This window comes from Shewanella sp. 6_MG-2023 (assembly GCF_030547195.1).
In the GTDB taxonomy this organism is placed as follows: domain Bacteria; phylum Pseudomonadota; class Gammaproteobacteria; order Enterobacterales; family Shewanellaceae; genus Shewanella.
In genome coordinates this window covers 103,265-127,473 of record NZ_JAUOQU010000010.1, presented here as the reverse complement: position 1 = coordinate 127,473, position 24,209 = coordinate 103,265, and the positions used below count along the sequence as shown (strand labels likewise).

The window sequence follows — 24,209 nt, the reverse complement described above, 5'->3', positions numbered from 1 at the left end:
CTTGCAGTGTTTTTAGGCTTGCAAGTAATACACAAAGTAATAAACAAAGCAGCGTAAATCCAAGTTATTGATACTGGAATCGGCAGCTTTTAGTTACTTAGGTTAAACCGTCATTTAACACATTATGCTTGCAGTGTTTTTAGGCTTGCAAGTAATACACTAAGCAGCGTAAATCCAAGTTATTGATACTCGCATCGGCTGCAGCAAGCAGTTTCGGCTTAGCATGGAAGGCAATACCAAAATCAGCAGCATTAACCATAGGAATATCGTTGGCGCCATCGCCAATGGCTAGCCGTTGCCCTGCAGCAATTTGCCAAGTGGCACTGCACTTATCAATCACATTGGCTTTATATTGGGCATCAACCACATCACCTGTTACTTCACCGGTTAACTTACCCGCTTCAATAACCAGCTCATTGGCGTAAGCGGCATCTAAATCCAGTAAATCTTTTAAATAGCCCACAAATGGGGTGAATCCGCCCGAGGCTAACACTAACTTCCACTCGTTAGACTTTAGCTCTGCCACTAGGCTTTTAAGTCCTGGCATCAAAGGAAGTTGCTCACATAAAGTGCTGATAATACTCTCATTGGCGCCTGCAAGCTTACTGACTCTTAAGCGTAAACTCTCTTCAAAATCTAATTCCCCTTGCATGGCCCTTTCGGTGACTTCTGATACCGCCTCACCCACGCCAGCCATCACAGCTAATTCATCAATACATTCTATTTGAATCGCGGTGGAGTCCATATCCATCACTAATAGACCCGGTTTAAATAAGCTCGCTAGCGGCGCGGTTATATTGAGAAGTTCTGCTTTTACCTGCAGCGGAAATTGACTCATCAGTGTCCCTAAAGCTGAGGTTGAGGCAAGTTCAAAACCTTGTAAATCGTTATGTCTCATCAAAGGCGTAATCGCGCAGTCTTGGGTTAACTTTGCCAGCCAGTCATTAATGGCCCCAAAAGATTGCGCTTCAAATACCACTCTAAAACGATAAGGGTACTTAACCTGAACATTGTTAAGATACTCGTCTTCAAAATAACGAGTTAAAGTGACATGATTATGGCTATACGTCGCATCAAATGTTGAGAATAACCACGTTAATGGCTGAATATTTACCTGAGTTTCCATGGACTGCATTTCCCCAATGATTGCGACTATCTACAATGAATTATTTCGATTAGTATTAATTAAATAGAAAAATGACCAAGGATTAAAGTGATTTTTGTTAAAGGTCTTAAAAAAAGCCAAAAAATCAGCAGATTAATTCAAATCAGCATTGCTGTAATTTTATTATTTGCTTTAGTGCATTTATGGAAGTCGAGCCTTAATAACGGTCAGCAACTGCTGAGTTCGCAAACCCAAATCATGGCGCGCTTATTAGCTCAACAAGTGGCCAATGGCGCAGCCCCAGCAATGCATCTACAAAATGATGAGCAACTACAATGGCTAGCCAATGCGCTCGTGCTCGACCCAAAAGTGATGTCAGTGAACATGTACAGTACTCAAGGGGTAAGGCTGGCGTTTGCCCAAAGCGTATCAGACATCGAATTTGACGCCGATGATAAAGTACTAACTGAGATGTTATCGCCCTACCCACCTTTAATTGAAAACGTGCTTCAAGGTGACAATAACTTAGGCTATATCGAGGTGAGGTTAAACTTACATATTTTCTTTGATGAATTAAAAAGCCACTATCAAGAAAATATGAAGCAACAACAAATTATGCTGATTATTGCAGGTATTATTGGTTTGCTGCTGTCGCGGGTCTTTTCGTTTAAACGCGCAGATTTCGACCGACGTAAAACTCGCGCCAAACAAGGACGTAAAAATAGCCAATTAGTGCAAAAAAGCTTGTCTGAAGAAATGCATCAACTTGAAGATAGCCGGACTGAACCGACAGATGTGGATGACCAAAGCGCTAACCCAAAATCATCACTGATAACAGAGTCTGATAGCGATGAAAATATGACTTTTAAACAAGAGATACTAGAAGCCGAAAACCTCAGACTTGATGATAAAAGTAAACCCAGTTAACCATTAAAAAAAAGCGTAACTGATAAATCAGTTACGCTTTTTTACGAAATAATAAACGTTAAATTACAGAGTAACTACTGCATCTAATGTCATGATAATCATTTCGTTGAAAGTATTTTGACGTTCATCAGAAGTGGTTTTTTCTCCGGTTCTGATGTGGTCAGAAACTGTCACTACGCATAATGCTTTAGCGCCAAGTTCGTGTGCAACACCGTAAAGGCCTGCCGCTTCCATTTCGACCCCAAGTACACCCATTTTTTCCATGGTATCGAACATAGAAGGATCTGGAGTGTAGAATAAATCAGCAGAGAAAACGTTACCTACACGCACTTTAGTTTCGTGCGTTTTAGCTGATTCGATCACTGCGTTCATTAAGCCATAATCTGCAATCGCAGCAAAATCTTGACCTTTAAAACGTAAACGGTTTGCTTGCGAGTCAGTACAAGCGCCCATTCCGATAATCACATCACGCACTTTTACGTCAGTGCTAATTGCGCCACAAGAACCCACACGGATTAGGTTTTTAACGCCGTAATCAGAAATAAGCTCATGCGCATAAATAGAACATGATGGAATACCCATACCAGAACCCATTACAGATACGCGAGTACCTTTATATGTTCCAGTAAAACCAAGCATGTTACGTACATCAGTAACTTGCTCTACATTTTCTAAAAATGTTTCAGCAATATATTTTGCACGTAATGGATCGCCTGGGAATAAAACTGTTTCAGCAAATGCACCGTCAACAGCATTAATATGTGGTGTAGCCATGGAAAAACCCCTATATTTTTATCGTATATCTTTATATGTGGGCAGCAAAGTCATCCCCTTCGCTGCCGGACGTGATTCTACTATATTTATTAACAGATTAACCTTAGTAGATAGCATTTGAATCATCAATTAATGAATGATTCGCCATAATCCATAGGTTCAAGCTTAAAATACGTCGCAATAGACTGCCCAATGTCGGCAAAACTGTTTCTACGGCCTAATGAACCGGCAGCTAACCCCGCGCCTAAAGCAATCACAGGAACACGTTCGCGGGTATGCTCGGTGCCAACCCAGCTTGGATCGCAACCATGATCGGCTGTCAGTAATAACAAGTCATCAGGGTTAAGTAAGGCTAATAACTCTGGCAAACGTTGGTCAAAGTATTCTAAAGCTTTGGCGTAACCGGCAATATCACGACGGTGTCCGTAGTGGGAATCAAAGTCAACAAAGTTAGTAAATACAATGGTGTTATCTTCAGCACGCTTGATTTGCTCAAGGGTTGCATCGAATAACTCTTCAAGACCTGTTGCCTTAAATTTCTGGGTAATACCGCTGTTAGCATAAATATCGGCAATTTTACCAATACTCACCACTTCACCACCGGCATCTTTAAGCTTATCTAATACCGTTGGCGCTGGCGGTAATACCGCATAATCATGTCGATTACCTGTACGGGCAAAATCTTCAGGACCCGAGCCCACAAATGGACGCGCAATCACGCGGCCAATATTGTAAGGCTCTAGCTCTTCACGGGTAATTTCGCACAAACGGTATAGGTTTTCTAAACCAAATGATTCTTCATGACAGGCAATTTGAAAAACTGAATCAGCTGAAGTATAAAAAATTGGCTTACCGCTGCGCATGTGTTCTTCGCCAAGTTCTTCTAAAATTGTTGTACCTGAAGCATGGCAATTACCCAAAAAGTCGGTTAAGCCCGCACGTTTGAGGATTTTATCCGTAAGCTCTTTTGGAAAAGAGTTGGTTAAATCAGAAAAGTAACCCCATTCATACAATACTGGCACGCCAGCCATTTCCCAGTGTCCACTAGGCGTATCTTTACCTGAGCTTAATTCATCCGCATGGCCATAAGCGCCAATCACGTCGATATTATCAGCGAAACCATCGGCGAATTTACCCGTACTTTCAAAACCTAAATGGCCTAGACCGAGCTTTGCCAGGTTTGGCAGTGTTAATGGTCCTTTTCGGCCAATATCGGCTCGGCCTTCAGCACAGGCTTTAGCAATATGACCAAAGGTATCTGAACCTGTATCTCCGAATTTTTCAGCATCAGTGGCAGCACCAACACCAAAAGAATCCAACATTAAAATAAATGTACGTTTCATAATTTTTACTCCATTATAAATCTGAAGCGCGGATATAACGGTAGATTTCAGGCGTCTTTTCTGGCGCAGAATCTTCAATGTTAATCGCCTGCTGAACGGCAGCAGAGGCTTCTTCGAAAGCTGCTTCAGATTGAGCATGTACCATGGCGATAGGCTTATCAGCTGATATCTCATCACCTAATGCACATACTTCTGTTAATCCAACGCTATAATCTAATGCGTCGCCAGGCTTTCTGCGGCCACCACCTAAGGTCACTACCGCTAAACCTAACTCTCGGGTATCCATGCTATGAGCAAAACCCTGTTTGTTGGCATACACAGGACGAATAATTTTCGCCTGTGGCAAATATTTGTCATAAGACTCAACAAAATCTGCTGGCCCGCCAAGGCCTGATACCATACGGCCAAAAATTTCAGCCGCTTTACCATTATTTAAAACAGTATTTAATTTTGTACGTGCGTCAGCATCATTTTGCGCAATGCCGCCAAGTACGAGCATTTCAGCACATAAGCCCATAGTGACTTCGTAAAGACGTGGGTTACGGTAAGCGCCAGTTAAAAAGTTAATCGCTTCACGCACTTCAACCGCGTTACCGGCACATGATGCCAATACTTGGTTCATGTCAGTTAATAAAGCGGTAGTTTTAGTGCCAGCACCGTTTGCCACTGCTGTAATACTGCGAGCAAGTTCTTCAGAGGCTTCATAAGTAGGCATGAATGCGCCGCTACCGACTTTGACGTCCATTGCTAAAGCATCTAGCCCAGCTGCGAGCTTTTTAGAAAGAATTGAAGCGGTAATTAACGAGATAGACTCAACGGTTGCGGTATTATCACGGATTGAATAGAAACGCTTATCGGCTGGGACTAAATCACCGGTTTGGCCAATAATGGCAACGCCAGCTTCTTTAACTACTTTGCGAAACAACTCACTTGATGGCTCGGTTTGGTAACCAGGAATGGCATCAAATTTATCTAAGGTGCCGCCAGTATGACCAAGACCGCGACCCGAAATCATCGGGACATAACCACCACATGCCGCCGCCATTGGGCCAAGCATCAGGCTAATGACATCACCAACACCGCCGGTGCTGTGCTTATCAATAATGGGGCCGTCAAGTGACAGTGCATCCCAGTTTAATACAGTACCTGAGTCACGCATACCTGTGGTTAAGGCAATACGTTCATCCATGTTCATATCTTGAAAATAAACAGCCATACCAAAAGCGGCTATTTGGCCTTCTGAAACGGTATTTTGAGTAATGCCATCAACAAAAAATTGAATTTCAGCTGCGCTTAATGCATCACCATTACGTTTTTTACGAATAATTTCTTGAGCGAGAAACATGCTACTTCCTCCAGCAAGATGAATTTATTGAGCCATCTTGCTACAACAATAAGGCACCGAATGGGCTAAAATGATCCATTCGGTGCATGCTAAATCGTTATGTCAAAACCGTACAATACTAACTTTGATTAGTAACCTTGTGCACCAGCAGGCGCATCGGCTAACTCAAGAGTATGAAGTAAGCTAGTTAATAAGCTTGAAGCGCCGAATCTAAAGTGTGCCGGAGTAACCCAGTCAGCACCTAGAATGCGTTCAGCTAAACCTAAAAACTCGGCAGTTTTAGCCGCGTCACGTACACCACCGGCTGGTTTAAAACCAACATTGGTGTTCTTTTCGCTAATCACGGTTAACATGATTTCAGCCGCTTCAAGTGTGGCATTAACCGGTACTTTACCGGTTGATGTTTTGATAAAGTCAGCACCTGCATCAATTGAAAGCTCAGATGCTTTACGAATTAACGCTGCATCTTTTAACTCACCTGATTCGATAATCACTTTTAAGATAGCTTGATCGCCACAGGCTTCTTTACACGCTTTGACTAGCTCAAAACCTAAGCTTTCGTTGCCAGCCATTAATGAGCGGTATGGAAATACCACATCAACTTCGTCTGCGCCGTAAGCGACTGCGGCACGGGTTTCTAATACTGCGATAGCAATATCGTCATTACCGTGTGGGAAGTTAGTCACTGTGGCGATTTTGATGTCTTCACAATCAAGTTCGTTTAAGGTTTTACGAGCGATAGGGATAAAACGAGGGTAAATACAAATTGCAGCGGTATGTCCAGCAGCAGTATTCGCTTTATGACATAAATCAATGACCTTTTGGTCAGTATCATCATCATTTAATGTGGTTAAATCCATTAATGAAATGCCAAGTTGTGCTGCTTTTTTTAAATCACTCATGTGTGCTCTCCAAAACAAAAAATAAATTAATCTTGTTATGGCAATGCAATTAAGCTGGCATTAGGGTATTGATGGGGCCGGGCCTTCGAGCATTGCCAGTAAATAAATTCATAAATTACTGAACTAAGTATTCAATCTGATAACGAGTACCACGACTTGAATCCTTGAAGACCGGAAGAGGTGAAACAAAGATTATTGTTTCATCCATTCCGCGAAAAATCCGTTTTAGCGCGCAAATCAATCCAAATTAATGACAAGCTAATATCACTTATTTGGACCTTAATATTTATCTAAATACACTTTAGCAAATTCTACGATATATTTAAGTAAATACTAACATAAATTAATAAAAAAATAGAGCCACACAAGTGTGGCTCTATACTTTCAAGCAATCTTAGAACTTGTAAGTTGCTGTTAAGTAATGTGCGAAACCGGTGGTTTCTAGACCAGTTGCACCATCATCAGTTAGCAAATAAACATCTTTATATGCTTTTAAGCCGTAACCCAATGCGTAGTTATCTGAATGCCAATGTAAACCGAAGTAAGCAGCACCACCATTTGATGATAAGCCTTTCTGTACATTTTCGCCGTTTTCATCACCCCAAGATGCTTCATCTGCACCGAACTGGTAATCAACATAGCCCTGGAAAGAAATAAAAGTACCGTTATCAAAGTTCATTACTGGCTTGAACCAGTTCATAGAGAATTGGTAACCATTCCAATCTTTACCATTCATGTCGTAGTGAGCGTATATGTTCATGCCAGTTTTACCTAACCATGGAACCATAACATCAGCACCTAAACCCCAGAAAGATGCATTCACGTCTTCTGCGATTGGTCCGCCACCCCAGTTAAATAAAGTAGAGAAGTAAACTTCTTGGATAGGACCAACTGAAAGGTCTAAACCAGTAATTGCATCAAGAGAAAAACGAGGTGCAAACTTCATGAACATACGGTTTTCACCGTAACCTTTATCACCAGAATCTTGAGTAAATAAGTTGAAAACATCAACGTAACCGTATAAATCAACAACACCAGCACGGCCGCCAAATTCCATTTCTAAGTAATCGTGACCACTTTCACCACCACTTGGTAATTCGTCAAAAGCATACATTGCGTTGAACTGCATCCAGCTGTAATCGCCAGAACGTAAATCGGTACGGTCAGCAGCCATTGCTGGTGCAGACATTGCAGCAACAGTTGTTGCAGCTAAAGCTAAAGTTTTAACGTTTTTCATTATCAACCCCATTGATATTTGTTTTTAACCACCTACATGGATGGCGTTTTTTATAAACGTTCGCATTGTACCTATTTCGGCCAAAAGCTCAATACAAAAAAGACAAAATACGAATACTTAATCCCAAAACGTGAACAATGTCGCTACTTTTAACTAACAACCAATAATTAAATAATCTATAAAACTATTTATATGCCCAATATCATTATATAAAACCTTAGCAAGTAACATACCATAAACAGCTGTAGCAAAAGTTGATTAAGTAAAATTCACTGAGAATGGCTGTTTTTAAAGACAAAAAAAAGCCGTAGTTACTAAATGATAACGACCTTTTTATTGGTAATGTTTACATCATGGGAGTTATAACATCGCTAAAAATTGACCCGTAAATGTTGAACTTAAGAAGTTAACAAGCGAGCTATCAATAACGGCACGTATATCAAACTTAGCAAGTTCATGGTGACCAGTAGGAACCATTGAACCAGCTAATCCAGCTAATCCAGCTAATCCAGCTAATCCAGCTAATCCAGCTAATCCAGCTATTAGCATAGCCATAGCCATAGCCATAGCCATAGCGGATAAGTGAGCAGCGCCACATAATGCCAATGCAAGGATAACCACTATTTTTAGACACAAAAAAGGCCGCTATTAATAAATAATAACGGCCTTTTTATTAACTAGGTTTAAACCATAGCGAATATTAAATCGCTAAGAATAGACCCGCTAATGTTGCACTCATTAAGTTAGCTAGTGAACCAGCAATAACGGCACGGATACCAAGCTTAGCAAGGTCATGGCGACGACTAGGAGCCATTGAACCTAAACCACCTAATAGAATAGCAATAGACGATAAGTTAGCGAATCCACATAATGCGAATGAAATGATAGCTTTGGTTCTATCAGACATCATCATGCCAGTCTCAGCAACTACTTTGAAACCTTCTGCAGAAGCATCAAGTAAGTAAGGAGCAAAGTTTAGGTAAGCAACAAATTCGTTTACAACAATCTTTTGGCCGATGAATGAACCCGCTACAAGCGCTTCGTTCCAAGGTACACCGATTAAGAATGCTAATGGCATGAAAATGTAACCAAGAATAAGTTCTAAAGTAATACCTTCAAGACCAAACCAACCAGTTACACCACCGATGATACCGTTGACCATTGCAATTAAACCAACGAAGGCAATTAACATTGCACCCACGTTTAGTGCTAAATGCATACCAGATGAAGCACCGCCAGCAGCAGCGTCTAATACGTTAGCTGGTTTATCAGGATCTTCAGGAAGATCTGACATGTCATTTTTAGCTTCTTCAGTTTCAGGATGCATTAGTTTAGCCATCATCAAACCACCAGGAGCCGCCATGAATGATGCAGCAACTAAGTATTCAATTGGTACACCCATTTGCGCGTAACCGGCTAATACTGAACCCGCGATTGATGCTAAACCACCAACCATGATTGCGAATAATTCAGAGTTAGTCATAGTCGCAATAAATGGACGAACAACTAGTGGTGCTTCAGTTTGACCAACGAAAATATTCGCTGTCGCTGACATAGACTCAGTACGGCTAGTACCTAATGCTTTTTGCAAGCCACCACCGATGAGACGGATGATCCACTGCATAATGCCTAAGTAGTAAAGCACTGCGATTAATGAAGAGAAGAACACGATAACGGGTAAAACATTTACCGCGAAAATAAAGCCAACTTTGAATTGAGCTAAATCGCCAAATACGAAGTTAATGCCCGATTGTGCATAACTAATTACACTAGATACGGCATCTGACATACCTTGTAAGATATCTTTCCCCACTGGTACGTATAAAACGAAACCTGCAAAGAATGCTTGAATAGCTAAAGCACCACCAACAGTACGCACATTAATTGCTTTTCTGTTATTTGATAGTGCATAACCGATTGCTAGTATGGTAACCACACCTACTAGACTCATTAGTATATCCATTAATCACGACCCTTTTTTAATTTGTTAACGATATGTATAATTGTTGTTAACTCACCTATTTTCAGTTAGTGATTATAACTGACGAGCAGATGAAAATCGTGGATTAGTTCATAGTTTTAGAGTTTAATTTCAGGATCTTATCCCACAGCAACGCCCATCAACCACGGTGTTTAAAAAAAAAGAATTACAGCTCAAACAGTTGTCGAGCATTTAACCCCAACTGTTCCATAATTAAAACAGTGGTTTTTTTTTGTAATTTTGCTATCTGCTCAACAAAACTTATTATCTGAAGCGGAGTATTTCGTTTATCTGGTGAATTATAGGGCGCCATGCTGGGAGAGTCGGTTTCTATTAGGAAGTGTTTAATATCAACTTCTGTAACCGTTTTTTGTAACTTTTTGGCGCTAGGGTTCATGATTAACCCACCTATTCCCAGTTTATAGCCCAGTTCAATATAAGATTTTGCCAACTCTGGGGCGCCATAAAAGCCATGAATAACCCCACCTTTAGGGTTAGGGTATTTTTTCAACATGGCTAATAGCTGTGGATGAGCTTTTACGGCATGTAAAATCACCGGTAATTGCCAATCAATTGCTGATGCTAATTGAGCCTCGAGTAAATCCAACTGTGATTGAGACCAATGTCGAAGCTTATCTAAACCACATTCCCCCAGGGCAACAAACCTTGGATTAGGCCTATGTTTAGCGATGAGATTATTTAACGCCGCCACTGCTTGAGAAATGTCAGCAGGTACATACCAAGGGTGGATACCTAAGGCAAAATAGCAGTCAAACTCGCTGGTAACCTCTAGCTGTTTAGCCCAAGATGACTCACTCACCCCTGGAATAATGACGTTGTCGATCCCGTTTGCGCGCATCTTTGCAAACAAAGCAGCTCTATCGTGGTCAAAATCCACAAGATCAAGGTGGGCATGGGTATCTATCATCACTTTCCCTCAAACAAATAACTTTACTGCAAATCACAGCTAATGCAGCAAACCTGCTTAGCACTTTTTAAGTTACTCATCTTGCCACTATAGAATAAAATTAGCCTCAAGCTTAAATCACAGCCAATAAAAAAGGCGGTTAGACCGCCTTTTAACATCAAACACCCCAGTGATTAGTTTTCGCGAGTTTTAGCGAACTCTACATCAGGGTAACGTTCCATGGATAAATTCAGATTTACCATAGTCGGTGCAATATAAGTTAGGTTATTACCACCATCTAAGGCTAAATTGCTGCTGCACTTACGACGGAACTCTTCGAGTTTACGCTCATCTTTACAGTAAACCCAGCGGGCGGTTGAAACACTAATGCCTTCATAAATCGCTTCGACGTTATATTCACTCTTAAGGCGTCCAACAACCACTTCAAACTGCAGTACGCCAACTGCGCCCACAATTAAGTCGTTGGTATCTAGCGGTCTAAAGACTTGAACAGCGCCTTCTTCGGCAAGCTGTACGAGACCTTTAAGCAATTGCTTTTGCTTTAACGGATCTTTTAAGCGAATACGGCGGAACATTTCAGGGGCAAAGTTAGGAATACCAGTAAACTTAACTTTTTCACCTTGGCTGAAAGTATCACCAATTTGAATGGTGCCATGGTTATGTAAACCGATAATATCACCTGGGTAGGCTTCTTCAACTTGCTCACGATCACCAGCAACGAAGGTTAACGCATCAGAAATACGCACATCTTTACCGACACGTACATGATGCATTTTCATGCCTTTCTCGTACTTACCAGACACAATACGCATAAATGCGACGCGGTCACGATGCTTAGGATCCATGTTCGCTTGGATTTTAAAGATAAAGCCAGAGAACTTTTCTTCTTCAGCATGAATATCACGTACTTCAGTGGCGCGAGGTTGAGGCTTAGGTGCCCACTCAGTTAAACCGTCAAGTATATGATCAACACCAAAGTTACCTAATGCGGTACCAAAATAGACAGGTGAAAGTTTACCGGCTAGAAACGCCTCTAAATCGAACTCATGTGATGCACCGATCACAAGTTCTAATTCTTCACGTAATAACTCAGCAAGTTCAGCACCAATTGCTACATCAAGTTCAGGATTATCAAGGCCTTTCACTGTACGCACTTCTTGAATTTTATGCCCTAAACCTGACTGGTATAAAATTGCTTCGTCGCGATGGATATGATAAACACCTTTAAACGACTTACCACAGCCAATCGGCCAAGTGATTGGCGCACATGCGATTTTTAGCTCAGTTTCAACTTCGTCCATCACTTCCATAGGATCGCGAATATCACGGTCACATTTATTCATGAATGTCACGATTGGTGTGTCACGTAAACGGGTAACTTCCATTAGTTTACGGGTTCGGTCTTCGACACCTTTGGCCGCGTCGATCACCATAAGACATGAGTCAACAGCGGTTAAGGTACGGTAAGTATCTTCAGAGAAGTCTTCGTGACCTGGAGTATCAAGTAGGTTTACTAGGCAATCACTGTAAGGAAATTGCATTACCGAAGTAGTAATAGAAATACCACGGTCTTTTTCCATTTCCATCCAGTCAGATTTTGCATGCTGTTTAGAGCCACGACCTTTAACGGTACCTGCAGTTTGAATTGCTTGTCCGAATAAAAGTACTTTCTCAGTAATAGTGGTCTTACCGGCATCAGGATGCGAAATAATCGCGAAGGTACGACGTTTATCGACCTCTACTGTTTGAACTGACATGGTTTACTTGCCCTAGCATAATAAAAAGGCGCAAATTATAGCGTTTCCCATCTAGGTTGGCTAGGTAAACTCACTTAAACCCAAATGGTGATGGTTTAAAAAACTCAAAAACCCAAAAGGCTAATGCCGATGCATTAGCCTTTGTGCTGAGCTAACAATTATTATTAATTAGCGACTGTAGATTGTTCAAGTATTTGCAGCGCTTGGGCTAGCTCTATTCTGGCATAACGATGTTCAACAAAATCATAAATATTTGTTGCCAAGCTTAAGCGATAATAATCCGCTGCCAGTTGATAATCTTTTTGCTCCACCGCTTTTTTAGCTAGGTAGAAATAGGCTTCACACAGACGCTCAGCATACTCCTGAGGTTGAGTCAGGTTGACTTTAGCTGCATCAAAAACTTGCTCTTTAGTCAGCTTACCAAGGTAATAATCAATGATGACTGAAGACCACGCCTGATCGTTAAGCGATTGGCGGTTAGTTAATAGCTCGGCTTGCGCTGCTTGCTGATCTGTCGGCACTTGCACTAGGTATAACCACAAAGCACGATAACCATCAGCAGGTGCTTGGGCCAAAAATGTGCGCATATCTTCAGTGGCTAACTCATAGCGTTCACCGTAATACAAAGCAATACCACGGTTGAGATAAGCATAATCGTATTGGGGGGATAACTCTAAGACCCCATCAAAAGACTCATAAGCAGGTTCAAACTCGCCTTCTTGGGTGTAATAAATCCCTAAGAAATTATATGCATCAGCAAGATTAGGTTGTAATTTTATCGCTTGGTGAAAATCAATTTTAGCTAGTAGTCGTAGGCCAACACTATCGTAGATAACACCACGGTCATAATGAAAGCGTGCTCGTTGCTCAGTGGTTAATTCCATAGAGGCTAAAATGTCATTGAGCTTAGCTAAAGTGACTTCTAACTTGTAATCAGGCACTTTGGGAGAAACCATCACTTTGCCTGACGCTGCGCTATTATCATTGCCTGAAAGTGAAGCACAACCTGACAATAACATACTGGCACCGACACATAATGCTACCACAGTGGTCCGTAATTTATGTTCCATTTAAATACCTTATCAGGTTCTATAGTTAGTTTGCATCATATCAACCAATAGCGCCAAGGGCTACGCAGTTAAAGATAAATTTATCATTGGCTAAATTTTGCCAATAAAAAAGGAGAGCCTTAGCTCTCCTTTATCGATTAGATTAACTGAGTTAATCTAACAACTATTCTGCAGCAGGTTCTGCTTTAGTAACAGCTTCTTTGATAGAAAGTCTTACACGACCTTGACGGTCAACTTCCATCACTTTAACGTCAACTTCTTGGTTCATCTCAAGGTGGTCAGAAACGTTAGCAACACGCTCTTCACTGATTTGAGAAATATGAACTAAGCCATCTTTACCAGGTAAGATGTTAACGAATGCGCCAAAATCAACGATACGGATAACTTTACCTTTGTAGATACGGCCGACTTCAACTTCAGCAGTAATCTCTTCGATGCGACGGATAGCTTCTTTAGTTGCTTCACCATTTGAAGAAGCAATTTTAACAGTACCGTTGTCATCTAATTCAATTGTTGTACCGGTTTCTTCGGTAAGTGCACGAATAGTTGCACCACCTTTACCGATAACGTCACGAATTTTTTCAGGATTAATCTTGATAGTCGTAATACGTGGAGCGTGATCAGAGATATCTTCACGTGCGCCACCAATTGCTTGGTCCATCACGTTAAGAATATGAACACGAGCGCCGTATGCTTGTTGCAGAGCGATATCCATGATCTCTTGAGTGATACCTTCAATCTTGATATCCATCTGCAGAGCAGTAATACCATCACGGGTACCAGCTACTTTAAAGTCCATGTCACCTAAGTGATCTTCATCACCTAAAATGTCAGAAAGAACAACAAAGTCGTCGCCTTCTTTAACTAGACCCATTGCGATACCAGCAACTGAACTCTTGATTGGTACACCCGCATCCATTAATGCTAATGAAGTACCACAAACAGAAGCCATAGAGCTTGAGCCGTTTGATTCAGTAATTTCTGAAACAACGCGGATGCTGTATGGGAATTCTTCAGCTGAAGGCATAACGGCATTCATACCACGCCAAGCTAGCTTACCGTGACCGATTTCGCGACGCTTAGGTGAACCTACCATGCCAGTTTCACCAACTGAGTATGGAGGGAAGTTGTAATGAAGCATGAAGCGGTTAGTACGCTCGCCCATGATGCTATCAATTTTCTGTGCATCACGTTCTGTACCTAAAGTACAAGTAACTAACGCTTGAGTTTCACCACGAGTGAATAATGAGCTACCGTGAGTACGTGGAAGTACACCAGCAAGTACATTCAATGCGCGGATCATATCTGGTTCACGACCGTCGATACGTGGCTTGCCACTGATAATACGACCACGAACAATGTTCTTCTCTAAGCTACCAAGTAAGTTATCAACTTCACGTTGATCAACATCTGCGTTTTCAGCAACTAATGCCGCTTTTGCTGCTGCTTTAACAACACCAACTTGCGCATAACGATCTTGCTTAACTTCAATTTGGTAAGCTTCAGTCATGCCAACTTCAGCTAAATCTTTAATTTTAGCAACTAAGTCTTGATCTTGAACAGGAGCAGTCCAATCCCAAGTAGGCTTGCCCGCTTCAGCTTTAAACTCAGCAATCGCATCAACCACAACTTGTTGTTGATCGTGACCGTAAGTTACCGCGCCTAGCATGATTTCTTCAGCAAGTGACTTAGCTTCAGATTCAACCATCAATACAGCGCTTTTAGTACCTGCAACAACAAGATTTAAGTCGCTTTCAGCAACTTGATCTACTGATGGGTTAAGTAAGTATTCACCGTTGATATAACCAACACGTGCAGCACCTAATGGTCCATTGAATGGAATACCAGAAATAGCCAGCGCTGCTGAAGTACCAATCATAGCCACAATGTCTGGCTCAATTTGTTGGTCTACAGAAACAACAGTAATAATGACTTGGACTTCGTTTTTAAAACCGTTAGGAAATAAAGGACGAATTGGACGGTCGATTAAACGAGCAATAAGCGTTTCGTCTTCATTTGGACGACCTTCACGCTTAAAGAAACCACCAGGGATCTTACCAGCAGCGTAAGTCTTCTCTTGGTAGTTAACTGTTAGTGGGAAGAAATCACGGCTTAAATCCGCAACTTTTTTACCAACTACAGTAACAAGGACAGTTGTATCGCCCATGCTCGCTAGTACTGCAGCATCAGCTTGACGTGCAATAACACCTGTTTCTAAGGTGACAGTATGTTGACCATACTCAAAACTCTTTACAATTGGATTCACGTGACCCATTCCTTAATTATTGACCTTTAAATTACGCGCACAAGTATACTTCAATTTTTTATAATAGTTAAAGGTCATCGCCATATCAGTCTAAAAAATAATTTATATTTTGCCTTTTAAGGTCGATATGGTTATATGAATTCATATCTCATGGCAATATAAAATGATAATAACAATGCCCTGGCCGAAAAATAGGCTTTAATCCTTGGGCTAAACGCTATACTTAATGACTTTTTGAACAAATTTATCTACAGTGAAAGGTAGAAAATACCTAACAATAACAAGCAGGTTTTTTAGGTAATTTAAGATTTTGTTAGCCCGCCAACAAAAGTAAGCTCAACGTTATTGCAAATGGAAATAAAATAATGCCGCCACAGTTTAAGTCTTTGACATGGAAGCAAACAAATTTAGTGGTGTTCACAGCATTATTTTTTGCTATTGCTATTTTTATTGTCGAGCTTGCACTGGTTGTTATTACCACCAAACAGCAAATCCAGGCCTCCCAGCAAGAACTCGTCAATTCTGTTGAACAAACCATATCTAATGTGGTGTGGGCTTTAGATGACAAACAGACCCAGCAAAACTTAGAAGGTATTGTAAAAATTGATGATATTCGTTCTGCTATCATCACCTTAGATGACAATTCCTTGTATGTTGAAGCAAGTCATCAGGCCAAACGATATCCAACTTACTATGACAGTTTGAGTTACTTGCTCTTTGATGAGTTAAAGGAAATCTCACGACCTTTGTATCGACCGCACTATTTTGAGGGCGATAAAAAACAGCAACAAATTGGCACCTTATCTATCCATTACGATATTCAAGCAATGACCAATAATTTGTTTAACCGACTTCAGTTAAGTTTTATCGCCACCTTAGCCAGAGCCTTATTGCTCACTTTAGTGCTCACGATTGTGTTTCACCGATTCCTCACTCAGCCAATCGCGCAGATCAGCGAAGCCATTGATAACATTGATCCTGAATTACCGGATGAAAACCTCATTCCCATAACCTGTGCCCATAAAGATGACGAGCTTGGACTTGTCTCCACAAAATTAAATCAAATCTTATTGCAGTTCAGTCAGGCTCAAAACAAATTACGAAAAATGGCCACCCGAGATCCTCTCACTAATTTGCCCAATAGAACCCTACTACTTGAAACATTAAGTGTCACCATACAACGTGCGCGCGTTCACAAACGCCAATTCGCACTATTATTTATTGACCTCGATAGATTTAAAAATGTAAATGACTCTTTAGGGCATACTATCGGTGATCAATTCCTTGTAAGAATAGCCCGAATTTTAGAATCGGGCATCGCTGATAAAGGCAGCGTGGCCCGCCTAGGAGGTGATGAGTTTGTTATCGTTGCAGATGAAATAAAAACCCCGCAACACGCCGCTGATTTCGTTGAACAGCTGTTAAAGCAACTCAATATGCCAATACAGCTGAATGAGCATACGATTCACCCTGCGGCCTCGATTGGTATTGCGATATACCCTGAAGATGGCCAAGGCGCTGAGGATCTTATCCGGCACGCCGATATTGCCATGTATAGCGCTAAAGCCGCGGGTTCAAACCAGTGGGCCTTTTTCAAGCAGCAAATGACCGAACATGCCGCTCTTAGATTAAAAACCGAGGCCTCTTTACACAATGCGCTTAAGCGAAATGAATTTAGGCTTTATTTTCAGCCCAAATTAGATCTTAAAACTAATGAAATTGTCGGCTGTGAAGCCTTAATCCGCTGGCAAAAAGACGGCAAACTTGTGCCACCCATGGCGTTTATTCCTATCGCTGAAGAAACTGGCATTATCATTCCCATCGGCAGATGGGTTATTGAACAAAGTTGTAAGCTGCTCCGTGAGTGGGAGAAAAAATACAATCGCGTCATTCCCATTGCGGTAAATGTCGCTTCACAGCAGTTTGCTGATGCAAGCTTGGTATCCGATATCAAACAATTGGCGCTACGTTATCAAATTCGCCCCGAGTTATTGGAAATCGAAATAACCGAAACATCACTGATGAATGATATCACTCAAGCCATCGCTAAACTCGAACAACTTAAAAGTGCCGGTTTTGGTATTGCCGTGGATGATTTTGGTACCGGCTATTCATCTTTGTCTTATTTACGCCGTTTGCCTATTACCACAATGAAAATCGACCGCTGCTTTGTCTCTGACTTACCCCATGATGGCGCCATCGCCTCCACTATTCTAATGCTAGGGCAACAGCTAAATCTGGATATTGTTGCAGAAGGGATTGAAAACCAAGCGCAGCTGGCATGGCTACAACAACATCATTGCCAAGTTGGTCAGGGGTTTCTATTTAGTAAACCTTTACCACAAGACGAGTTTGAAGCGCGCTATTTTGGTGAGCAGCAGGTAAAGGTAGAGCAGGCGTAAACAAGAATGCTAGTTAAACTACATTTATTTTAGCCAATAAAAAAGGAGGCATAGCCTCCTTTTTTACGGTTTGATCTACTTACCGCAAGCAATAAGCAAATTAAACGTCGTTATTAACGACGTAAACCTAACTTCTGGATTAGAGCAGTATAACGAGCTACGTCAGTACGCTTAAGGTAAGCAGTAAGCTTACGACGTGCGCTAACCATACGTAGTAGACCACGACGTGAATGGTGATCATGGATGTGCTCTTTGAAATGACCTTGTAGATGGTTAATCTGTGCAGTCAATAAAGCTACTTGTACTTCAGTTGAACCAGTGTCGTTTTCACAACGTGCGAATTCAGCTACGATTTTAGCTTTTTGTTCATTACTTAGTGACATAAATATCTCCAGAAAAAATTAAATTATCTCAAGCCGATCACTAACTCAGCCTGAGGGCGCGATATATTAACCGAAAGCGCAGCTTACCGCAATAAAAAATCTGCATATCCGACTGTGGCAATCTTGCCACAGTAAAATATACAGATTGATATAGATTAAACTAACAAGTTAGAGCCACTACTCTTGACTGTGGTCAACCACTAATCTTTTGGGTGCGAGTAAGCCATCATCATTTTTAAAGCCAATGCCAATAAACTTTCTTGACTCACCTAAAGTGATCCGTAGAAGTTGATCATCTAGCACACCTTCAGCCTGAACAGGTTGGCCTTGTAAAATATACTGAGCACTGGTCTCAGGTAAATTTACTTCAGCAAAGTTCGCGACCGCGGTATCCATTGGTAATAGTAATGGGTCTAATACATCACTTGAAGGTATTTCAGACTTTTCAGCCTCATCTACCATCGCCATCAATTGCTCTAAGGTCACCATTTTTTCATATGGATAGTCAGCAACTTGAGTACGTCTAAGCATAATGACATGGGCCCCACAGCCTAGCATTTCCCCTAAATCATCAACGATGGTGCGAATATAAGTACCTTTAGAACAATGAATGTCTAAGGTTAACTCATCACCTTCTAAGCCGACGTATAGCAACTCAAACACATTAATTGGTCGGGCTTCACGGGGGACTTCAATGCCTTCACGTGCATATTTGTATAAAGGCTGACCTTGATACTTTAATGCCGAATACATAGAAGGAACTTGCATGGTTTTACCACGAAAGTGTTCAAGTGACACTTCAAGCTTTTCTTGGGTAAAATTGACAGGTCTTATCTGCACAACTTCACCGTCAGAATCACTGGTATCAGTTCTTTCACCTAACTTGGCCGTCACTAAATAACGCTTATCAGCATCAAGTAAATGTTGAGAAAACTTGGTTGCTTCACCTAAACAAATAGGTAGCATCCCGGTTGCCAATGGATCCAAAGCGCCAGTATGGCCGGCTTTGTTAGCTTGGTAGAGACGTTTGACACGTTGCAAAGCATGGTTAGAACTGATGCCAGTTCCTTTATCTAATAGCACTATGCCATCAATAAAACGCCCTTTGCGACGACGAGCCATTAGTCTTTTCCTTCTGTATTTTCTTCAGCGTCAGTTGATTCTTCAGAACCAAACTTTTCTTGCTTTGCCTTATCACTCGTAATCACTTGGCTTACTAAGTTAGACATACGCATACCTTCAACTAATGAACTGTCATAGACAAAACGTAGTTCAGGCATAACACGTAGCTTCATGCGGCCAGCAATTAGTGTTCTGATGTAAGGAGCTGCTGCAGCAAGTGCTTCGACTTTTTGATCGACTAATTCACGATCTTCTTCAAAGAAGGTCACAAATACTTTTGCGTAGCTTAAATCTCGTGACACATCAACATCGTTTACTGTAACAAAACCGATGCGAGGGTCTTTCATATCGCGCTGTAACACCATAGCAAGCTCTTGTTGCAGCTGCTGCGCGATTCGACGAGTACGACTAAATTCTTTTGCCATAATATTGTTACCATAGCCTTATATAAATAAAAAAGGCGGCTTACGCCGCCCTTTCTGTGTTACAGCGTTCGGGCCACTTCGACCGTCTCGAAGACTTCAATCTGATCGCCCACTCGGACGTCATTGTAGTTCTTCACACCGATACCACATTCCATGCCGTTACGAACATCAGCAACGTCATCTTTAAAGCGTCGTAATGATTCTAGCTCACCTTCGTAGATAACCACGTTGTCACGTAGTACACGGATAGGAGCGCTACGCTTGATGGTACCTTCGGTAACCATACAACCGGCAATTGCACCAATCTTAGGCGACTTAAATACATCACGAACTTCTGCCAGACCAATGATTTGTTGCTTGAATTCAGGAGCAAGCATGCCCGTCATCGCCGCTTTAACTTCATCAATCAAGTCGTAGATAACGCTGTAGTAGCGTAAATCAACACTTTCAGAATCGATAGTCTTACGCGCTTGTGCATCAGCACGCACGTTGAAACCAACCATGATGGCATTTGAAGCTGCAGCTAGCGTAGCATCAGTTTCAGTTAATGCACCAACGCCACGAGCGATGATATTAACTTTAACTTCATCAGTAGACAGTTTAGCTAATGATTCACAAATTGCTTCAAGTGAGCCTTGAACGTCTGCTTTAAGAACGATGTTAAGTTCTTGCACTTCGCCTTCGGTCATGTTCGCGAACATGTTTTCAAGCTTAGATTTTTGCTGACGTGCTAGTTTAACATCACGGAATTTACCTTGACGATAAAGTGCAACTTCACGTGCTTTGCGCTCATCACGAACAACTGTTGCTTCGTCACCAGCTGAAGGTACACCTGAAAGACCTAAGATCTCTACAGGGATTGATGGACCAGCTTCAGTAATTGCTTTACCGTTCTCGTCTTTCATTGCACGGATTTTACCGTACTCAAGACCACATAGAACGATATCGCCTTGGCGTAAAGTACCTTCTTGAACAAGTACAGTAGCAACTGGGCCACGACCTTTATCCAATTTAGATTCAATAACAACACCAGCAGCCATACCTGAACGGTCAGCTTTAAGCTCTAATACTTCAGACTGAAGTAAAATGCCTTCAAGTAATTCGTCAATACCGGTACCCGCTTTAGCCGAAACGTTTACGAACATGTGTTCGCCGCCCCAATCTTCAGACATAACACCGTGTTGAGCTAATTCACTCTTAACACGCTCTGGGTCAGCTTCTGGCTTATCCATTTTGTTCACTGCAACGATTAACGGCACGTTACCAGCTTTAGCATGTTGAATCGCTTCGATAGTTTGCGGCATAGCACCATCGTCTGCAGCCACAACCAAAATAACAATATCAGTTGCTTTAGCACCACGAGCACGCATTGACGTAAACGCCGCGTGACCAGGAGTATCTAAGAAAGTGATCATGCCATTTTCAGTTTCTACATGGTATGCACCAATATGCTGGGTAATACCACCGGCTTCACCGTCAGCAACTTTGGCACGACGAATGTAATCAAGTAATGAAGTCTTACCGTGGTCGACGTGACCCATGATGGTAACGACTGGAGCACGAGTCTCTAGTACCACATTTTCTTCATCACGATCACCAAGTACTTGATGCTCTAATTCGTTTTCACGAAGAAGAATAACCTTATGACCCATTTCTTCAGCAACCATTTGTGCTGTTTCTTGGTCTAAGATTTGGTTAATGGTAACCATAGAGCCCATTTTCATCATCTGCTTGATGATTTCAGTGGCTTTAAGAGACATACGTTGAGCAAGTTCAGCAACAGATACTGTTTCACCGATACGTACTTCGCCTTTAACCACAGCAACAGGTTTGTTGAAACCATGTGCCATAGATTCAGGAGCAGTGCTCTTGTTACGTGCAGCATTGCTACGGTTATCACGACCGCCTTTGCCACCACGTTTCTTGTTAGCATTCTTGTTACGTGCACGACGGCCACGTTTTTCATCGTTAGCATCTGAAGTATCTTCAGCAGCACGCGCCGCTTTAGAGGTAGTCACATGGTGATCACCGTTCTTTTCAGCTTCAATACGTTGACGCTCTTCTTCAGCCCAACGCTTTGAGTTTTCTTCAGCTAACTTGCGAGCAGTTTCAGCAGCTAATGCCGCTTCTTCTTCTTGCTTTTTCTTTAATGTCGCTTCTTGAACCGCTTTAAGGCGATCAGCTTCTACTTGCGCAGCAGCAGACTCAGGATCTTCAGCTTTAGCTGCTTTGGCTTTAGCCGCTTCAGCTTCTTTCTTTGCTTTAGCTTCTGCATCTTTTTTCGCTTTCGCTTCTGCGTCCGCTTTAGCCTTAGCTTCTGCAGCAGCTTTCGCCGCAGCTTCTGCTTCTTGCTGCTTTTGCGCTGCTAGTTCAGCTTCTTTCGCTGCATCGCTATCGTCACGTTTAACAAAAGTACGTTTTTTACGTACTTCAACTTTAACGTCTTTAGATTGCCCGCCACCGGCATTAACACTGAGTGTTGAAACGGTTTTGCGTTGTAATGTCATTTTTTGCGGCGCTTGATCGCCACCGTGTTGCTTTTTCAAGTGATCAAGCAATGTTTGCTTTTCAGCTTCTGAAACTGAATCAGCTTTGGTTTTCTTGATCCCTGCGTCGGCAAACTGTTCAATCAGTCTGTCTACATTTTTGCCCACTTCCGCGGCCAATTTATCTATACTTGTATCTGCCATCAATTAAATCCCCCTGTTGATCGACTTATGCTTCTTCGCCAAACCAACAGATATTACGGGCAGCCATGATGAGCTCACCTGCTTTTTCTTCTGTCAATTCTTCAATATCAATTAAATCGTCAATGCCTTGTTCCGCTAAGTCTTCTAAGGTAATTACACCCTTACTTGCAAGAACATATGCTAAATGCTTTTCTAAACCATCTAACGCTAATAAATCTGCAGCCGGTTCAGCACCATCAAGTGCTTCTTCTGACGCTAATGCTCTAGTTGAAATCGCCGCTTTTGCACGTTCGCGTAGCGCAGTTACGATGTCTTCGTCAAAACCATCAATGTCTAATAATTCTGTTTCAGGTACGTAAACAATTTCTTCTAAAGACGTAAAGCCTTCTTCTGCAAGTACTGTTGCAAAATCTTCGTCAACTTCAAGTGTTTCAACAAATAAGTTAACGATTTTAGCGCTTTCAGCCTGATGCTTCTTGTTAAGGTCTTCAACAGTCATTACGTTTAATTCCCAGCCTGTTAACTGAGTCGCTAAACGTACGTTTTGACCATTACGACCAATCGCTTGTGCTAGGCTGTCTGCTTCAACAGCAATGTCCATTGAGTGGTTGTCTTCATCAACAATAATTGAAGCAACATCAGCAGGTGCCATTGCGTTAATAACGTATTGTGCTGGATTGTCATCCCACATAACGATATCAACACGCTCACCACTTAACTCATTTGAAACAGCTTGAACACGTGCGCCACGCATACCAACACAAGCACCGATAGGATCGATACGTTTGTCATTGGTTTTCACGGCGATTTTAGCGCGAGCGCCTGGGTCACGTGCTGCACCCATGATTTCAATCACTTCATCTAAGATTTCAGGTACTTCTACTCTGAATAACTCAATGATCATTTCAGGCTTGCTACGCGTTAAAAATAACTGCGCACCGCGAGCTTCTGGGCGAACTGCATAAAGTAAAGCACGTACACGGTCACCAGGACGGAATGATTCACGGCTAATGATGTCTTCTTTGTAAATAACACCATCAGCATTATTACCTAGATCAACAACAACGCTTTCACGGGTGCTTTTCTTAACGACACCAGTAACAATCTCGCCTTCACGTTCAATGAACTGTTCAACGATTTGAGCGCGTTCAGCTTCACGTACTTTTTGTACGATAACTTGCTTCGCGGTTTGCGTCGTAATACGGTCAAACACAACTGAATCGATTTCATCTTCGATGAACTCACCAGGTTGAATTTCTGGATTTTCATATCGCGCAGCTTCAAGTGTGATTTCGCTGTAAGGGTTTTCTAAAGCTTCACCTTGATCATCGACAACCATCCAACGACGGAAAGTGTCGTAGTGGCCAGTTTTACGGTCGATAGCAACGCGAACTTCAATTTCGCCTTCATACTTTTTCTTAGTTGCAGTGGCTAGAGCAATTTCTAGCGCTTCGAATATTTTTTCACGCGGGACGGCTTTTTCATTTGATACCGCCTCTGCGACTAGCAGAATCTCTTTATTCATTATGTCTTGCCTCGTTCACCTTGAAAC

At 41.8% G+C, this 24,209-nt stretch carries 19 protein-coding genes; 2 read left to right on the top strand and 17 right to left on the bottom strand.

Annotated features, from left to right (window positions below):
- Positions 1–139: 139 nt before the first annotated feature.
- A complete protein-coding gene (serB, locus tag Q4533_RS08245; protein WP_102477167.1) occupies positions 140–1,126 on the bottom strand; it encodes a phosphoserine phosphatase SerB in 987 nt (328 codons plus the stop codon).
- A gap of 87 nt (positions 1,127–1,213) precedes the next feature.
- Here serB and Q4533_RS08240 point away from each other — a divergent pair, with 87 nt between their 5' ends.
- The gene (locus Q4533_RS08240; RefSeq protein WP_102477166.1) at positions 1,214–2,032 is read left to right on the top strand and encodes an AhpA/YtjB family protein; all 819 of its coding nucleotides are present in this window, start codon (positions 1,214–1,216) and stop codon (positions 2,030–2,032) included.
- 63 nt (positions 2,033–2,095) lie between these two features.
- On the opposite strand, the gene deoD is transcribed toward Q4533_RS08240, so the two are convergent.
- The 11 genes from deoD to pnp form a co-directional block, all read right to left on the bottom strand.
- Positions 2,096–2,806: a purine-nucleoside phosphorylase gene (gene deoD, locus Q4533_RS08235; protein ID WP_076543293.1), complete on the bottom strand. Its 711-nt coding sequence runs from the start codon at positions 2,804–2,806 to the stop codon at positions 2,096–2,098.
- A gap of 125 nt (positions 2,807–2,931) precedes the next feature.
- Positions 2,932–4,149 (bottom strand): phosphopentomutase, encoded by a 1,218-nt coding sequence (locus Q4533_RS08230; protein WP_102436196.1) that lies wholly within the window; start codon positions 4,147–4,149, stop codon positions 2,932–2,934.
- A gap of 13 nt (positions 4,150–4,162) precedes the next feature.
- Positions 4,163–5,494 carry a thymidine phosphorylase gene (gene deoA, locus Q4533_RS08225; RefSeq protein ID WP_102436198.1) on the bottom strand — a complete coding sequence of 444 codons (1,332 nt, stop codon included), beginning with the start codon at positions 5,492–5,494 and terminating at the stop codon, positions 4,163–4,165.
- A 128-nt stretch (positions 5,495–5,622) separates the two neighbouring features.
- Positions 5,623–6,396, bottom strand: a complete 774-nt coding sequence (deoC, locus tag Q4533_RS08220; RefSeq protein WP_076543290.1) for a deoxyribose-phosphate aldolase — start codon at positions 6,394–6,396, stop codon at positions 5,623–5,625.
- Positions 6,397–6,790: 394 nt separating this feature from the next.
- Complete coding sequence (locus tag Q4533_RS08215; protein WP_303502577.1) at positions 6,791–7,633, bottom strand: outer membrane protein OmpK; 843 nt, start codon at positions 7,631–7,633, stop codon at positions 6,791–6,793.
- A 360-nt stretch (positions 7,634–7,993) separates the two neighbouring features.
- Positions 7,994–8,269 (bottom strand): hypothetical protein, encoded by a 276-nt coding sequence (locus tag Q4533_RS08210; RefSeq protein WP_303502576.1) that lies wholly within the window; start codon positions 8,267–8,269, stop codon positions 7,994–7,996.
- A gap of 64 nt (positions 8,270–8,333) precedes the next feature.
- On the bottom strand, positions 8,334–9,596 hold the full coding sequence (locus Q4533_RS08205) for a NupC/NupG family nucleoside CNT transporter (protein WP_102439553.1): 1,263 nt from the start codon (positions 9,594–9,596) through the stop codon (positions 8,334–8,336).
- A 184-nt stretch (positions 9,597–9,780) separates the two neighbouring features.
- Complete coding sequence (locus Q4533_RS08200; RefSeq protein WP_102439554.1) at positions 9,781–10,542, bottom strand: TatD family hydrolase; 762 nt, start codon at positions 10,540–10,542, stop codon at positions 9,781–9,783.
- Positions 10,543–10,715: 173 nt separating this feature from the next.
- The gene (gene prfC / locus Q4533_RS08195; protein WP_076542871.1) at positions 10,716–12,299 is read right to left on the bottom strand and encodes a peptide chain release factor 3; all 1,584 of its coding nucleotides are present in this window, start codon (positions 12,297–12,299) and stop codon (positions 10,716–10,718) included.
- A gap of 164 nt (positions 12,300–12,463) precedes the next feature.
- Positions 12,464–13,369, bottom strand: coding sequence for a lipoprotein NlpI (gene nlpI / locus Q4533_RS08190; protein WP_102439555.1), 906 nt, complete (start codon positions 13,367–13,369; stop codon positions 12,464–12,466).
- A 163-nt stretch (positions 13,370–13,532) separates the two neighbouring features.
- Positions 13,533–15,635 carry a polyribonucleotide nucleotidyltransferase gene (gene pnp / locus Q4533_RS08185; RefSeq protein WP_102439556.1) on the bottom strand — a complete coding sequence of 701 codons (2,103 nt, stop codon included), beginning with the start codon at positions 15,633–15,635 and terminating at the stop codon, positions 13,533–13,535.
- A gap of 365 nt (positions 15,636–16,000) precedes the next feature.
- Between pnp and Q4533_RS08180 the strand changes: the two genes are divergently transcribed.
- On the top strand, positions 16,001–18,037 hold the full coding sequence (locus Q4533_RS08180; RefSeq protein ID WP_303502575.1) for a bifunctional diguanylate cyclase/phosphodiesterase: 2,037 nt from the start codon (positions 16,001–16,003) through the stop codon (positions 18,035–18,037).
- Positions 18,038–18,150: 113 nt separating this feature from the next.
- Here the strand turns inward: Q4533_RS08180 and rpsO are convergent, their stop codons facing one another.
- From rpsO to nusA, 5 genes are all read right to left on the bottom strand, one after another.
- Positions 18,151–18,420 carry a 30S ribosomal protein S15 gene (gene rpsO, locus Q4533_RS08175; RefSeq protein ID WP_076542867.1) on the bottom strand — a complete coding sequence of 90 codons (270 nt, stop codon included), beginning with the start codon at positions 18,418–18,420 and terminating at the stop codon, positions 18,151–18,153.
- Between the two features lie 177 nt (positions 18,421–18,597).
- On the bottom strand, positions 18,598–19,542 hold the full coding sequence (gene truB, locus Q4533_RS08170; protein WP_102520105.1) for a tRNA pseudouridine(55) synthase TruB: 945 nt from the start codon (positions 19,540–19,542) through the stop codon (positions 18,598–18,600).
- Complete coding sequence (gene rbfA / locus Q4533_RS08165) at positions 19,542–19,967, bottom strand: 30S ribosome-binding factor RbfA (protein WP_102439559.1); 426 nt, start codon at positions 19,965–19,967, stop codon at positions 19,542–19,544. Before rbfA ends, truB begins: the two co-directional genes overlap by 1 nt.
- A gap of 59 nt (positions 19,968–20,026) precedes the next feature.
- Positions 20,027–22,657, bottom strand: a complete 2,631-nt coding sequence (infB, locus tag Q4533_RS08160; protein ID WP_102477160.1) for a translation initiation factor IF-2 — start codon at positions 22,655–22,657, stop codon at positions 20,027–20,029.
- A 25-nt stretch (positions 22,658–22,682) separates the two neighbouring features.
- On the bottom strand, positions 22,683–24,182 hold the full coding sequence (gene nusA, locus Q4533_RS08155; protein ID WP_076542863.1) for a transcription termination factor NusA: 1,500 nt from the start codon (positions 24,180–24,182) through the stop codon (positions 22,683–22,685).
- Positions 24,183–24,209 lie beyond the last annotated feature (27 nt).